Genomic DNA, 15,088 nt, shown 5'->3' on the forward strand with positions numbered 1-15,088 from the left:
CCGCGCGGCAACGAAGGTGCCTGTCTTGCAATGCCCCGTCATCCCGGAAGCCGCAGGCTATTCGGAACCCATTAGCAGAATGCGCGAGCGCACGGCCTGGTCCTCACACAGCCCGCACCCACACCTTCGTGTCGTGGAACGCCGCGCCGCCATATGGCGCGATGGAATCTGCACCGGTCAATACATTGATGCCCTCACCGCGCTCATGCGCGCTGTTCGGCCAGATGCCCTCGCAATCACCACGCCGCGCCGCACACCGTCAAAAAGCTTGACGTGCAGCACCACTGCGCCACGCTGATTGCCGATCTCCACGCGATCGCCGGCCTGAAGCCCAAGCTCTGCCGCATCGTCTGGATGCAGCATCAGCTCCGGTCGCCCTTCCCGTTTCACCGAGCCCGGCGTTTCCGTAAAACTCGAATTCAGGAAGGTGCGCGCCGGCGAGGTCGCCAGCCGGTAGGGATGCTCCGGATCCGCCACTTCGATGAAATCCATATGGTCGGGAAACTCCGGCATGCGCGCGTGCGGCCCCTGCAGGCCGATAGAGGCCGGCGGGCGGTTGGGCGCAGGCGTTCCCGTCCAGTCAGGCCGGAACCGATACTTGCCGTCAGGGTGACCGAAACCGTCGACGAAATGCGCAGTGTCGAAATCCGGCTGCACATCGGCCCAGCGATCGGCCTTGAAGCTTTCGAACGTACCAAGCCCGCGCTTCTCCAGCATGAATTCGACATGCTCGCGCGCCGTCAGACCAAAACCGCCCTTGTCGGCAACGCCGAGACGCTCCGCAAGCTCCTCGATCACGAACAGGTTTTCCCGTGCCTCGCCGGGGGCATCCACGAGCTTGGGGCCGAGAATGATGTGCTGGTGGCCGCCACCGCGATAGATGTCGTCATGTTCCAAAAACATCGTCGCCGGCAGAACCACATCGGCAAGCTTCGCCGTGTCGGTCATGAACTGCTCGTGCACGCAGGTGAAAAGGTCCTCGCGCAGAAAACCCTTTTTCACCAGCCGCTGTTCCGGAGCGATGTTGGCCGGATTGGTGTTCTGGATCAGAAGTGCGGTGACGGGTGGCCCCCCATGCAGTGCCTCAGCATCATTGGTCAGAATGCGCCCGATCTGCGCCTGATCCAGCGATCGGATGGACGGATCGCACAGCGCACTGCCCTCGATCTGCGACTTGTCGAGGCGGAAGATGCCGGAATTGGAATGAAACGCCCCTCCGCCCTCATACTGCCAGCAGCCGGTGACGGCCGCGATGGAAAGGGCGGCATGCATGTTCACAACGCCATTGCGATTGCGCGTAAATCCATAGCCCAACCGGAAGAAGGTGCGTTTCGTCTCGCCCACCAGCCTGGCAAAGGTCTCGATTTCGTCAACCGAAAGGCCGGTAATGGCAGACGCCCATTCGGGCGTGCGCGTCTTCAGATGCGCTTCGAGCCCCTGGGATCGTCGGTGTATTTGTCGAGAAATGCCCAGTCAGCCAGACCATCGCGGAAAAGGACATGCATGACCGCGCAGGCAAGGGCAGCATCCGTGCCCGGCTTCAGAACGAGGCCGAGATCGGCCTGTTTCATGGTCGCATTGTCGTAGACGTCGATGACAATGATCTTCGCACCGCGCTCCTTGCGCGCCTTGATCGCATGCGTCATCACATTGACCTGGGTCGCAACGGCGTTGGTGCCCCAGATCACCACGCAGTCGGACTTGGCCATTTCGCGTGGATCGGGCCCGCGCAGATCGCCAGTTCCCATGACAAAGCCGGTCCAGGCCGCATTGGTGCAGACCGTGCCAAAAAAGCCGGAATAGCGTTTGGCGTGTCGCAGGCGGTCTATGGAATCGCGCTGCACCAACCCCATCGTCCCGGCATAGTAATATGGCCAGGCGGTCTCGGTCCCGTATTTTTCCTCCGCCTTCAGGAAGGCTTCGGCCACACGGTCGAGCGCGGCCTCCCAGCTCGCCTCCTTCCACTGCCCCTCGCCCTTGGCGCCGGAACGAACCAGCGGCTTCAGCAGGCGGTCGGGGTGGTGGATGCGTTCGGCATAGCGGGCAACCTTGGCGCAGATCACGCCGGCGGTGTAACTGTTGTCCTTGGCGCCATGGACGCGACCGATGCGCCCGTCCTTCACCTCGACATCGAGCGCACAGGTCGACGGGCAGTCATGCGGACAGGCCGAATGGCCGATATGGATGTTTGCGTGTGTGTTCATGGCGGGAACACTAGCGATTTTCTGTACGGACGCGTAGAGCCAGTGAACAGAAAATCACGTGCAGGCCTCACTGAAGCTGGAAACATGAACTATCGCCACGCCTATCATGCCGGAAACTTCGCCGATGTGGTCAAGCACGCCATTCTGGCGCGCATCGTCGAATATCTGAAGCGCAAGGACAAGGCTTTCCGCGTGATCGACACGCATGCGGGTATCGGCCTCTACGACCTGAGTTCGGAAGAGGCGCAGAAAACCGGCGAATGGCGCGACGGGATCGGCCGACTGGTCGAGGCTTCCCTCGATGAGAAAACATCGAACCTTTTGAATCCCTTGCTGGAAGCGGTTCATAAGGAGAATCAGGGTGCGGGGATCCAGCACTATCCCGCTCGCCGCGCCTCGTGCGCCATCTTCTGCGCAAGCAGGATCGTCTGACCGCCATCGAACTGCACCCACAGGACGCCGCGCGGCTGAAGGAAGTTTTTGCAGGCGATTTCCAGACACGGGTCATCGAACTCGATGGCTGGCTGGCGCTGGGCGCGCATCTGCCGCCGAAGGAAAAGCGCGGACTGGTGCTGATCGACCCGCCCTTCGAGGAAGAAGACGAGTTCGGGCGCATCGTCATGAAACTTGAAAAGGCGCACCGGCGCTGGCCGGGCGGCATCTATGCGGTCTGGTACCCGATCAAGAACCATGACGCGGTTCAGGCTTTCCGCAGACACCTTACCGAAAGCGGCATTGCCGATGTGATCGACATCCGTCTCGAATTGCGCGCGCCCTCCGATGAACCGCGCCTCGACGGGACGGGCATGATCGTGGTCAACCCGCCTTTCGTGCTGCGCGAGGAGATGGAAACGCTGCTTCCTGTTCTTGCCGGCATTCTTGGCGAAGAGGGCAAGGGCCGCTGGGCACTCGAAAGGCTTACGGCAGAATAGCGTGACCATGCTTGACCCAAACCGCTCACTGGCGCAAAACTTCAATCCACCGCACCGCAACAATCCGGGAGACAGACCTATGGCGCGCTTTTTGGCTCTTGCAGCCGGCCTCACCGCATCATTCCTTTCGATGCAGGCGATGGCAGCCGATCCGGTCGGCATTTATGGCGCGGTGGACGATGTCTGCGCGGATGCGCGCGTTCATTCGACCATTCAGAAGCGTTTCCGATATCAGGTCACCCATGTGCCGAACCTGCCCGACGTCGACATCGTCGATTTCTACGGGTCCTACCAGACACGCTACAGCCCGTCCTCCTATGACAGCCCGATCGAGCGGCGCTATTGCCGCGCCACGGCGCGCCTCTCCGATGGGCGCGACCGGACGATCTGGTATCTGATCGAATATGGCCAGGGCTTTGCCGGACTCGGCAACAATGTCGAGTTCTGCGTTTCCGGCTTCGACCGCTGGAACGTCTATGACGGCCACTGCCGCGTGCTGCGATAGACTAGGCGGGCTCGGGGCAAATTATGGGTCTGGCATCGCGGCTTTCCGCCGCTTTTCTGGCATATCTTGCAGCCTCCACGACCCCGGCCATAGCAGGCGAGCGCGGTGCGCCGGCGGGTGAGTTCGATTTCTATGTGCTGTCGCTAAGCTGGTCGCCCAGCTACTGCGCCGCCGAAGGTGCGGAGGCCAACCGGCAGCAATGCGGACGCGAGCGGCCCTATGCCTTCGTGGTCCACGGGCTCTGGCCGCAATATGAGAAAAGTTACCCCGAGTACTGCCGTTCGAAGCGGCCGCAGCGTGTGCCCAATGCGCTGGTTGATCAGTATCGAGACATCATGCCCTCGGCAGGCCTGATGGGCCATCAATGGCGCAAGCACGGCATGTGTACCGGGTTTGCGCAGGAGAACTATTTCGCCCTCTCCCGCAAAGCGCGGGAGCGTGTGGAAACGCCCCCCGAGTTCCGCCGGCTGGCGAAGCCGGAGATGGTTTCGCCGAAACGTGTGGAAGAGGCCTTCCTTGAAGCCAATCCCGGCCTGAAGAAAGACGCCATCGCCGTCACCTGCGACAATCGCTATCTGCGCGAAGTGCGCATTTGCATGACCAGGGATCTGGAGTTCCGGTCCTGCGAGGCCGTGGACCGAAAGGACTGCCGGCGCGAGCGAGTCCTGATGCCGCCGGCGCGGGGCGGATAAAGAAAAAGCCGGGCACAGGGCCCGGCTTTTCCATTTCAGTCTGTCGCTTCGATCAGAACTGCATACCAAGGCCGAACATGACCTTGTTGGAGCTGTCGCTGACTTCCTGCGCACCGCTGCCGGTGTTGAACGCTTCGTCACCGAACTTGGTGTAACGGTATTCGACGCGACCGAAGACCTTGTCGGTCAGCTTGGCATCGACGCCGGCACCGGCCGTCCAGCCGAGCATGGTGTTGGTGTCGGAACCGGCCGCATCGGTGATCTTCAGACGCTGCGCAGCGCCACCGGCCGTGCCGTAGATCAGGATGTTGTCGGTCGCGGCAACGCCGAGACGGGCGCGCAGCGTGCCGTCGACGCCGTGCTTGGATTCGACACCGGCATTGGTGCCCTTCATACCGTTGTAACCGACATCGCTTCAACACCGTAGACAAAGCTGCCCGACTGGAAGTTCCAGCCGGCGAAGCCGTTGCCGACAAAGCCATCGGTATCAATGTCATTGCCTGCGACCGGCTGATTAGCTGCGGTCTCACCGGAGAAGCCATAGCCAAGCGCGATACCGGCATAGCCACCTTCCCAATCGTTGATCGGGGTGGAGATCACCGGCGCGGCAGGCGGTGCGGGTGGCTGCTCCATGACTGCGTCAGCAGCCTGTGCGGCACCAGCCACTGCAACAAAACCGACGGCTGCGGCCGCGGAAAGAATGACGTTCTTATGGGCTTTCATGGTCCATACTCCTTAAGCCACTAGCATTTTCAAAGCTGTGGGCGCCCCTCTTGGCATCATGCCCGTTCAAACGCACCACGCTGGCGAGACCGGTCATCCTGGGAGGAAGCGGGCCGATCTCGCATGAGACCTATCTGGGCGCGAAATGAGGCTGAACGTGCCCGAAAAATAGGTCTTTCAGGGGCGCCAATAAGGCGGAAAATTGACGTTGCAAAAGAGCAACATGCCGGGGCGGACACCTTGGGGGCCAGCATTCGAGCACCTATATTCCGGCGGCTGTTCCGATTCTCACGAGGTTCCTCATGCTTTTCAGCCTGCTCATACTTGCAGCCGGTGTCATCCTTCTGGTGCTGGCCGGTGACATATTCGTCAAGGGCGCTGTGGGACTGGCGGAAAACCTCGGCATTTCTCCACTGATCATCGGTCTGACAGTGGTGGCCTTCGGAACGTCTGCACCCGAACTCTTCACCTCCATCCAGGCGGCCCTTTCGGGAGCGCCCGGTCTGGCGGTCGGCAATGTGGTCGGCTCCAACATCGCCAACATCCTGCTGGTGCTTGGTCTGCCGGCGATCATCTATCCGATCGTATCGGACGGCAAAGGGCTGCGGCGCAATCTGGTGGCCATGCTCGTCTCGACCGTCATATTCATGTGGATGCTCACGGGTGGCATCATCACCCGGATCGAAGGCGCAGTGCTTTTCGCGGGTCTCTGCGCCTTCATCGCGTGGCAGGCGCGCGATGCGGTGAACGGCAAGGCACCGGCCGACCACGACTTCCATGAAGAGATCGGCGAGGCCCCACACGACCGCAAACGGATCTCCACCTACCTGATCGCCGGCGTGATCGGATTGCCAGTCGCAGCCCAGCTGACCGTGGCCGGTGCCGTCAGGATCGCCGAGAGTTTTGGCGTGAGCGATGCCGTCATCGGTCTGACGATCGTTGCCATCGGCACCTCGCTTCCCGAGCTCGCCACGAGCCTGGCGGCTGCATTGAAGCGCCATTCCACCGTTGCGCTGGGCAATATCGTGGGATCGAACATCTTTAACATCGCCTGCATCATGGGCCTGACAGCGTTGATTACGCCAATCGCCGTGGATCCGCGCATTGTCTCCATCGACATGTGGGTGATGCTCGCCGCCGCCTGTGTGCTCGCACTTCTCGGCTTCCTGCGCATTGCGTCAGGCAAGCTCATGGGTAGCGCGATGCTTGCCGGCTTTGCGGGTTACATTGCCACGGTCTTTTGATCCTGCGCGAAAACCCGGTAGCGGAGAAAGCGTGCACCTGTCAGCAGTGAACGGTCGAACGCTCTGCAGGCTTGGACGTCATGGGCATTGGGCTTAAACAAAGTTGTAGAATGCGCTGGCGCATGGCGTCAGGATTCGCAGCTGAGTTGAACAAGATGGGAAAGACATGGCTCAATCGAGGGCAACGGCACTGGTAACCGGAGGTGCGAGGCGCATCGGCGCGGCCATTGCGCGCGATCTGGCAGAGCACGGGTTCGCCGTTGCCATTCACTGCAGCCGTTCCCGCGAGGCAGCCGAAAAGCTTGCCGATGAGATCGTCAGGGATGGTGGTGAAGCCGAAGTGGTGCAGGCCGATCTGCAGGATGGCGCGGCAACCCGCGACCTGATCGAGCAGACCCGCCGCGCGCTCGGCGTGCCATCCATTCTCGTCAACAACGCCTCCGTGTTCGAGGATGACGGCATTGCCGATTTCACGGATGAAAGCTGGGATGCGCATTTCGACCTGCATGTGAAAGCACCGGCTTTGATCGCACAGGCGCTGGTGCACGCGCTTCCGGGCGGGCAGGACGCGCTGATCGTCAACATGATCGACCAGCGCGTGTGGCGCCTCAATCCACGCTTCTTCAGCTACACGCTTTCGAAGTCGGCCCTCTGGACAGCCACGCGAACCATGGCGCAGGCGCTCGGACCGAACATACGCGTCAACGCGATTGGCCCCGGCCCCACCCTGCCGAACCAGCGCCAGCAGCAGGCGGATTTCGACAGGCAGACGGACGCCCTTATTCTGGAGCGTGGCCCCGATCTGGCGGATTTCGGTCGCACCATCCGGTATCTGTGGGAAACACGTTCAATTACCGGTCAGATGATCGCGCTCGACGGCGGACAGCATCTGGCATGGGAAACGCCGGACGTGGCAGGAGTGCCCGAGTGAGCGCCAAAATCACATTGAAAGAGCCGGCGAACCTGGCGCTGGAGTGGGACAGCGGCGAGACGACGGGCGGTGTTGTCGGCATTGAGGTCATCCAGTCGGCCGTCAAGCGCCTGCCAAACGCTCCCGGCGTCTACCGCATGATGAATGCCGAAGGCGATGTCCTTTATGTGGGCAAGGCGCGCAGCCTCAAGAAGCGCGTGACCAACTACGCGCAGGGTCGCGGCCATACAAACCGTATCGGCCGCATGGTGCGCGAGACGGCGTCCATGGAATTCGTGGTTACGCGAACGGAAACCGAAGCGCTGCTTCTGGAAGCGAACCTCATCAAGCGGCTGCGGCCACGCTTCAATGTCCTTTTGCGCGACGACAAGTCGTTCCCCTATATCCTTCTGACCGGCGACCATCCGGCGCCCGGCATCTTCAAGCATCGCGGCGCACGCTCGAAGAAGGGCGATTATTTCGGCCCGTTCGCCTCGGCGGGGGCCGTCGGGCGCACAATCAATTCCCTGCAGCGCGCCTTTCTCCTGCGTACCTGCACCGATTCGGTGTTTGAAAGCCGCACGCGCCCCTGCCTCCTTTTCCAGATCAAGCGCTGTTCCGGGCCCTGCACGGGCGAAATCAGCGAGGACGACTATGCCGAGCTGGTTTCGGAGGCCAAAGCCTTTCTTTCGGGCCGTTCCAGCAAGGTGAAAGCCGAAATCGCCCAGTCGATGCAGGAAGCCTCCGAGGCGCTCGATTTCGAACGCGCCGCGATCTACCGCGACCGGCTTTCCGCCCTGAGCCATGTGCAAAGCCATCAGGGCATCAACCCGCAGGGTGTCGAAGAGGCCGATGTGTTCGCGATCCATCAGGAGGGCGGGCAGAACTGCATACAGGTCTTCTTCTTCCGCACCGGACAGAACTGGGGCAATCGGGCCTATTTTCCGAAGGCCGATCCGAGCCTTGAAGCGCAGGAAGTGCTTGGTGCCTTTCTCGCCCAGTTCTACGACGACAAGCCCTGCCCCCGCATGGTGCTCCTGTCGCACGAGATCGAGGAGCAGGACCTTCTGGCCGATGCACTCGCCACACGGGCCGGCCGGAAGGTGCAGGTCTCCTGCCCGCAGCGCGGCGAAAAGAAGGACCTGACCGACCATGCCCTGCAGAACGCCCGCGAGGCGCTGGGGCGGCGACTGGCCGAGACCTCCTCGCAGGCGCGGCTGATGGAAGGGTTTGCCGAAACATTCGGCCTGGATGGCGCGCCGCGCCGTATCGAGGTCTACGACAACTCGCACATCATGGGGACAAATGCGGTGGGCGGCATGATCGTTGCCGGTGCGGAGGGTTTTGCGAAGAACCAGTACAGGAAGTTCAACATCCGTTCGACCGACATTACACCCGGCGACGACTACGGCATGATGCGCGAAGTGATGCAGCGACGCTTCTCACGGCTGATCAAGGAGAACGGGTTGCCGGGCTCCGCGGATGCACCTGACATCGATACGCAGGAAACGGATGCGGCGGAGATGCCTGCCTGGCCCGATGTCCTTCTCATCGACGGCGGACAGGGGCAACTGGCGGCGGTCACGCAGGTTCTGGAGGAACTTGGAATTGCCGGTCTGGTGACGGCCATCGGTGTCGCCAAGGGTGTTGATCGCGATGCCGGGCGCGAGCGCTTTTTCATGGCAGGCAGAAACCCGTTCAGCCTGCCCGTGCGCGATCCGGTTCTCTATTTCATTCAGCGGCTGCGCGATGAAGCGCACCGGTTTGCCATCGGTTCGCACCGTGCCCGACGCAAGAAGGAGATGGTGAAAAACCCGCTCGACGAGATCGGCGGCATCGGCCCCGGCCGCAAGCGCGCGCTTCTGCACCATTTCGGCACCGCCAAAGCGGTGAGCCGCGCCGGCATCGAAGACCTTACCGCGGTGGATGGCATTTCGGAGGCCATCGCACGCCAGATCTATAACCACTTTCACGAAAACGGCTGAGGCGGCGTTGTTTCGTCGCGCCCGGCATGGTTGGCGCTTGCCGTAGGCGCCGGGTTCTGATTTGACAGGAAGTGATTGGCAGGCGGCCGGTTCAAGCTGGCAGCGTCGAATTCAACAGACTGGGGCGCCTGCGGGTGCTCCGCGGCAGACCGGAGCAGGATTGCGCTTCATGGCCAGACGTAGCACACCGGCATTCAACATTCCGAACCTCCTGACCTATGGCAGAATTCTCGCGGTGCCGGCGATTGTCCTGTGCTTTTTTCTGGAAGGCAGGCTTCAATCAAGCGATTTCGCCCGCTGGTCGGCACTGGCGCTGTTTATCGCCGCCAGCATCACAGACTATCTGGACGGCTATCTGGCCCGCATCTGGGAGCAGACATCGAACATCGGCAAGATGCTCGACCCCATCGCTGACAAGCTGCTCGTTTCCACCTGCCTTCTGCTGCTTGCAGCCGACACGGACCGCACCATCGCCGGGTGGACGCTGTGGGCAGCGATCATCATCCTTTGCCGTGAAATTCTCGTTTCGGGTCTGCGCGAGTATCTTGCTGCCCTCAAGGTCAGCGTTCCCGTCACGCAGCTCGCGAAATGGAAGACCACGATCCAGATGGTGGCGATCGGCTTCCTGCTCGCGGGGCCTGCCGGTGACAAGGTCCTGCCCTACACCACGCAGCTCGGTATCGTGCTGCTCTGGATTTCCGCCATCGTCACGCTTTATACGGGCTATGACTATTTCCGCGCCGGGCTGAAGCACATCGTGGAGGAATGACGATGAAGCTGATTTACTTTGCATGGGTGCGCGAACGCATCGGGCTGCCTGAAGAGACGGTGGACCTGCCTGCCGACGTCAAGACGGTGGCAGACCTGCTCAACTGGCTGAAAGAACGCGGCGAAAACTACGAGACCGCGCTGGAGCGCCCGGAAGTCATTCGCGTCGCCATCAACCAGGAACATGCGGACCATGCGGCCCCTCTCCCCGCCAATGGTGAGATTGCGCTCTTCCCGCCGATGACCGGGGGGTGACCATGACATCCGTCTGCGAACCGCTGGTGCGCGTTCAGGCCGGTGATTTCGACCTTGCCACGGAAGCCCGGCGGCTGAGCGACGGACGGCGCGACGTGGGCGCGATCGTGAGTTTCACCGGGCTCTGCCGCGATGAGGACGGCCGGCTGGAAGCGCTTGAGCTGGAACATTATCCCGGTATGGCCGAGGCGGAGATTGGCCGCATCGCCGACGAGGCGGCGCAGCGCTGGCCGCTTAGCGGTCTGACGGTTATCCACCGTTTCGGCAGGATCGCACCTGGCGAAAACATCGTTCTCGTGGTCGCGGCCTCCGCCCACAGGCGCGCGGCCTTCGAGGCCGCAGACTTCCTCATGGACTATCTTAAATCCCGCGCACCCTTCTGGAAGAAGGAACATGCCGCGGGCGAAACCGGGGCCGGCTGGGTGGAAGCCAAAGACCGTGACCAGGAAGACATGAAGCGCTGGGAGCGCTGAGGCCGGCGGCCTTTACGCCTTGCTAACGATAGCGATCATTTCTCTCAAGACTAGACGTTTCGACAAACCATTCAGGGTTATAGCTTCCTCAAGGTAACGCCGGTGGGAGAGCAATGTCGGAACCTTTCCAGACAATGCTGGTTGCGGGAGCACATCCCGCCTGGTTGATCGCAGCAGCAGGCATTCTGGGATGCCTGGGGCTTGGTTTTCAGTTGTTTCGCGTAAGCCGGCGCTATCGGGGCGCGCGCGACGAGCAGAAGAATCACCAGGAGCTGATCGAGCACCTCTCCGAAGGCATCTACCGGTCAACGCCGGACGGGCGCCAGCTGAGCGCGAACCCGGCGCTTGTGCGCCTGAACGGCTACGGAAGCGAGGCCGAACTCCTTGCCGGCGTCAAGGACATCGCCAAGGAATGGTATGTAGACCCCACCCGACGTGAGGCGTTCAGGGCCGAGCTTGAGACCAAGGGGAAAGTCGAAAACTTCATTTCGGAAGTCTATCGCCACAAGACGCGGGAGCGCATCTGGATCAGCGAATCAGCACGCCTCGTGCGCGACCGGCGCACCGGCAAGGCGCTCTACTATGAAGGCTCCGTGCGCGAAATCACGGAGACGATGAAGCGCCTGAAACTGCAGGACATGTTCGAGAAGCTGACATCGCAGCTGCCAGGCGGGCTTTTCCAGTTGCTGCGGCGGACCGACGGGGAGTTTTCCGTTCTCTATGTGTCAAAAGGCTTCCGCCACCTGCTCGGATACGACGACCGAACCGTGCCAGAAAACCCGAACACCGTTCTTCACATGGTCCACAACGATGACCGTGCGCACTATCTGGAAACGTTGAGGGAATCAGGCACCCGGCTCACACCCTGGGAGTGCGAATTCCGCATCCATGCGGCGGACGGAGCGGAGAAATGGCTGCGCGTCGCGGCCATGCCCGAGACCACCAAGGAAGGCATAGTCTGGCACGGCTATCTTGCCGACGTCTCCCTGCGCAAGAAGAATGAAATGGAGATCGAGCGCCTGGCATTCTACGATCCGCTGACCCGACTTCCCAACCGGCGACGGCTCTTCGACCAGGTGGGCCGGCAGATGACGACGTGCCGCAGGGCCGGTCATCGAGGGGCGATCCTCTTCATCGACCTCGACAACTTCAAAACCCTCAACGACACAATGGGGCACGATGTCGGCGATACCTTTCTCAAACAGGTTGCCAACCGCCTGCAGGCTGCCATCGGGCCTCAGGATACCGTCGGGCGGATCGGCGGGGACGAGTTCGTCATTGTCCTGTCCCTGAGCGACACGACCGCTGCAAGCGCGACCCGCAATGCGATCGTGGCGGCCAACCGGGTGCTTGCGGCGCTGCGGCAGGAATTCGTGCTCGGGCAGATGATCCATCACACTTCGGCTAGTGTCGGCGTGCTCGTTTTCGACGGCCGCGAAAAGGGGCCCGAAGTCCTGATGAAAAATGCCGACATGGCGATGTATCAGGCCAAGAGCCTCGGGCGAAACAATGTCGCCCTGTTCGACCCGAAGGTGCTGCAGAAGGAACGCCAGCGCTTTCGCCTGCTGAACGACATGCGCAGCGCGCTGGTGGACAACAATCTGGAACTGCACTACCAGCCGCAGGTGAATGCAGCCGGCCATGTGGTTGGCGCCGAGGCGCTGCTGCGCTGGAACCACGCTGAACATGGCGCGCTTTCGCCAAGCGATTTCGTGGGGCTGGCCGAACAGCACGGGCTTGCGGAACTGCTCGGACGCGGGGTGATCGAGACCAGCGTGCGCACGCTCTCCCTATGGAACCAGAACCCGCGCCTTGCGGACCTGCGAATGGCGGTCAACATCAGCCTAAAGTCGCTGCGCGACCCCGATTTTCTCGATTTCCTGCACGACCGACTCAACGCGCATGGCCTCGACCCGCAGCGCCTTACGCTGGAGATGACGGAACGGGTGCTGACCAGCGACCAGATGCAGATCACACGGCGGATGAACGAGTTGAAGGCGCTCGGCGTGAGGCTTTCGCTTGACGATTTCGGGACGGGCTACTCGTCCATCGCCTATCTGAAGAAACTGCCATTTGACGAACTCAAGATCGACGGCAGCTTCATCACCGACATCGAAGGCAGCGAAAGCAACCGCGCGCTTGTTCAGACCATGCTTGACATGGCCTCGACACTCGGCCTCTCGGCGGTGGCGGAGCATGTGCAGACACCGCAGCAGGAAGCGCTTCTGAAATCGTCAGGCTGCGCGTATTTTCAGGGCTGGCTCTATGGCCGCGCCATGACGGGCGCAGACTTTTCCAAATTTGTCCTTGAGCGCAATCCCGCCTCGATACTCAAGTTTCCGAACTCGCGGCAGGGTGCATGAAAAAACCGGGGCCGAAGCCCCGGTTCCAAAAAAGCAGCGTTCGATAAACGTTTGCCCTCAGCCGACGATTTCCGTGTCGGAGAACCAGTAGCGGATCTCCTCGGCTGCCGTCTCGGGCGCATCGGAACCGTGAACGGAGTTCTCGCCGATCGAGGTGGCAAACTCCTTACGGATCGTGCCTTCGGCGGCTTCGGCCGGGTTGGTGGCGCCCATGACTTCACGGTTCTTCAGGATGGCGTTCTCGCCCTCGAGAACCTGAACGATGGTCGGGCCGGAGGACATGAACTCGCACAGCTCATCGAAGAACGGACGCTCCTTGTGCACGGCATAGAAACCCTCGGCCTGACGGCGGCTCATCCACACGCGCTTCGATGCCACGACACGCAGGCCGGCATCCTCGAGCTTCTTGGTGATGGCACCGGTCAGATTGCGCTTCGTGGCATCCGGCTTGATCATGGAAAATGTGCGTTCGATCGCCATGGTCTGTCCTTCGATTGTCTGGATTGAGAGCGTGATCTCATTCGTGGAGATGGCGCGCTCTATAGCGGTCCGGAACGCACATGGGAAGGCCCTTCCCTTCAGGCGGCGGCGGGCACAGCCCGGCCGAGACCATCGTGAAGGTCCAAACAGCGCTCGAACCACGCGGCAACCGGATCATCCGGGGCCAGAAGCGGGAATGGCGAGATGACGCGGGCCCACTGAAAAATGCCGGCCACGATATAGTCGGCGAAGAGGGGTCCCTGCCCGCCAATGAACTGCTGATCGGAGAGCATCAGGCGTAGCGGCGCCAGGCTCGCCCGAAATCCCTCAAGGCGTTCCTCGCGGCCCTTCGCCGTTTCCTCCAGAGTGCGCCCGAAACGTTTTTCACGGCTTTCTCGGAAATAGGCCTGATCGGCAGGCTCAAGTGCTGCATGAATTTCGAGAAGCAGGGAGGGGCCGATATAACCGACAAGCGTGGTCTGCGCCCATTTTTCGATGAAACGCGAAAGAGACCTGCCGCCTTCGCCGGCGAAGAGCGAGGGCCGCTCTGGATAGGTTTCCTCCAGATAGAGTGCGATCTGGAAGGAATCGACAAACGCCCGCTCTCCATCCCGGATGACCGGAACGGTCCTGAACTCTCCGGCCTCGATGCCCGCGATCTGGGTGAAGCGCACGGGAACCGACCTGAAATCGAGCCCCTTGTGGGCCAGCGCAAAGGCAGCTTTCCAGCAATGCGGACTGAACGGACGCGTTTCGTCCGCGCCCACGAGATCGTACAATGCAATCGTCACGCTTGGTCCTTTCGGTTACGGATGAGACCTGACAGGGTGCGTACGATTGCACATTCGGCTCGCGTGACAATGCGCCAAATGCAGGATTTCCTGCTCCAGATTCCGGACAAAAAACGATGAAACAGCATTTTGAAATGTTCGCTTCCTACAATTTCTGGGCCAATGCCAGAATCTACGAAGCCGCACAGACCCTCTACGCGGAGGCGCTCAACCGCGACGTGGGTGTCTACTTCAAATCGCTTATGGGGACGCTGAACCACATCCTCGTGGCCGATCCTATCTGGATGAAACGTTTCACAGGCGAAGGGGCAGCCCCCGGCCGTCTCGACACGATCCTGCATTCAGCGCTGCCGGCCCTGCGCATTGCCCGGGAAAGTGAAGACCAGCGGATCATAAACTGGGTCGAAAGCCTTGAAGAAGAAGCTTTTTCCGGCCGCTTCACCTATGTGACCGTTACCGATGTCAGAACCGTTTCCCAACGCCTTGCACCGGCACTGAGCCACTTCTTCAATCATCAAACGCACCATCGGGGGCACGCCCACGCCGCGCTCTCTATCCTGGGAGCGGAAGCACCCTCGATCGACCTGATCTATTTTCAGAGAACAAAAACAGGTTCCCGCTTTGGTTGATATATATCATACATATTTCCAAATATTACATTTTTAAAATATTTTTGTTTTATTATAATTATACCTCTTTTGTTTTCTTACATAAACTCTATTACAAATGTTGGAATTTAATATTTGTGATGCGCCCTACAATA

12 protein-coding genes and 3 pseudogenes are annotated in these 15,088 nt (G+C 60.9%); 11 read left to right on the forward strand and 4 right to left on the reverse strand.

Annotated features, from left to right (window positions below; translation table 11 throughout):
• Positions 1-103 precede the first annotated feature (103 nt).
• A pseudogene (locus JCM21793_RS25015) lies at positions 104-2,204 on the reverse strand (molybdopterin-containing oxidoreductase family protein).
• An 84-nt stretch (positions 2,205-2,288) separates the two neighbouring features.
• On the opposite strand from JCM21793_RS25015, the pseudogene JCM21793_RS25020 reads away from it, so the two are divergent.
• From JCM21793_RS25020 to JCM21793_RS09210, 3 genes and pseudogenes are all read left to right on the forward strand, one after another.
• Positions 2,289-3,136 (forward strand): annotated as a pseudogene (locus tag JCM21793_RS25020) (23S rRNA (adenine(2030)-N(6))-methyltransferase RlmJ).
• Between the two features lie 79 nt (positions 3,137-3,215).
• Positions 3,216-3,641 (forward strand): hypothetical protein, encoded by a 426-nt coding sequence (locus JCM21793_RS09205; protein WP_025030183.1) that lies wholly within the window; start codon positions 3,216-3,218, stop codon positions 3,639-3,641.
• A 23-nt stretch (positions 3,642-3,664) separates the two neighbouring features.
• Positions 3,665-4,333 carry a ribonuclease T2 family protein gene (locus JCM21793_RS09210; RefSeq protein WP_025030184.1) on the forward strand — a complete coding sequence of 223 codons (669 nt, stop codon included), beginning with the start codon at positions 3,665-3,667 and terminating at the stop codon, positions 4,331-4,333.
• 52 nt (positions 4,334-4,385) lie between these two features.
• On the opposite strand, the pseudogene JCM21793_RS25025 reads toward JCM21793_RS09210, so the two are convergent.
• Positions 4,386-5,056: pseudogene (locus tag JCM21793_RS25025) on the reverse strand (outer membrane protein).
• Positions 5,057-5,358: 302 nt separating this feature from the next.
• Here JCM21793_RS25025 and JCM21793_RS09220 point away from each other — a divergent pair.
• The 7 genes from JCM21793_RS09220 (at position 5,359) to JCM21793_RS09250 (ending at position 13,054) form a co-directional block, all read left to right on the forward strand.
• Positions 5,359-6,300 carry a calcium/sodium antiporter gene (locus JCM21793_RS09220; RefSeq protein WP_025030185.1) on the forward strand — a complete coding sequence of 314 codons (942 nt, stop codon included), beginning with the start codon at positions 5,359-5,361 and terminating at the stop codon, positions 6,298-6,300.
• Between the two features lie 166 nt (positions 6,301-6,466).
• Entirely contained in the window at positions 6,467-7,231 is a 765-nt protein-coding gene (locus JCM21793_RS09225) for an SDR family oxidoreductase (protein ID WP_025030186.1), read from the forward strand.
• Between the two features lie 14 nt (positions 7,232-7,245).
• On the forward strand, positions 7,246-9,195 hold the full coding sequence (gene uvrC / locus JCM21793_RS09230) for an excinuclease ABC subunit UvrC (RefSeq protein WP_370671636.1): 1,950 nt from the start codon (positions 7,246-7,248) through the stop codon (positions 9,193-9,195).
• 169 nt (positions 9,196-9,364) lie between these two features.
• Positions 9,365-9,964 carry a CDP-diacylglycerol--glycerol-3-phosphate 3-phosphatidyltransferase gene (gene pgsA / locus JCM21793_RS09235; RefSeq protein ID WP_007007669.1) on the forward strand — a complete coding sequence of 200 codons (600 nt, stop codon included), beginning with the start codon at positions 9,365-9,367 and terminating at the stop codon, positions 9,962-9,964.
• The gene (moaD, locus tag JCM21793_RS09240) at positions 9,961-10,218 is read left to right on the forward strand and encodes a molybdopterin converting factor subunit 1 (protein WP_036540019.1); all 258 of its coding nucleotides are present in this window, start codon (positions 9,961-9,963) and stop codon (positions 10,216-10,218) included. The genes pgsA and moaD overlap by 4 nt, the downstream gene beginning before the upstream one ends.
• Before the next feature lie 2 nt (positions 10,219-10,220).
• Complete coding sequence (locus JCM21793_RS09245; protein WP_025030189.1) at positions 10,221-10,691, forward strand: molybdenum cofactor biosynthesis protein MoaE; 471 nt, start codon at positions 10,221-10,223, stop codon at positions 10,689-10,691.
• 113 nt (positions 10,692-10,804) lie between these two features.
• Positions 10,805-13,054, forward strand: a complete 2,250-nt coding sequence (locus JCM21793_RS09250) for a putative bifunctional diguanylate cyclase/phosphodiesterase (protein ID WP_025030190.1) — start codon at positions 10,805-10,807, stop codon at positions 13,052-13,054.
• A gap of 57 nt (positions 13,055-13,111) precedes the next feature.
• Here JCM21793_RS09250 and ndk read toward each other — a convergent pair whose 3' ends face one another.
• Both ndk and JCM21793_RS09260 read right to left on the reverse strand, forming a co-directional pair.
• Positions 13,112-13,534, reverse strand: coding sequence for a nucleoside-diphosphate kinase (gene ndk / locus JCM21793_RS09255; protein ID WP_025030191.1), 423 nt, complete (start codon positions 13,532-13,534; stop codon positions 13,112-13,114).
• Between the two features lie 98 nt (positions 13,535-13,632).
• Positions 13,633-14,325, reverse strand: a complete 693-nt coding sequence (locus JCM21793_RS09260; RefSeq protein WP_025030192.1) for a glutathione S-transferase family protein — start codon at positions 14,323-14,325, stop codon at positions 13,633-13,635.
• Positions 14,326-14,441: 116 nt separating this feature from the next.
• Between JCM21793_RS09260 and JCM21793_RS09265 the strand changes: the two genes are divergently transcribed.
• Complete coding sequence (locus JCM21793_RS09265; protein WP_025030193.1) at positions 14,442-14,954, forward strand: DinB family protein; 513 nt, start codon at positions 14,442-14,444, stop codon at positions 14,952-14,954.
• Positions 14,955-15,088: the final 134 nt, after the last annotated feature.

The organism is Nitratireductor aquibiodomus NL21 = JCM 21793 (assembly GCF_000615975.1).
GTDB classification, from domain to species: Bacteria; Pseudomonadota; Alphaproteobacteria; order Rhizobiales; family Rhizobiaceae; genus Nitratireductor; species Nitratireductor aquibiodomus.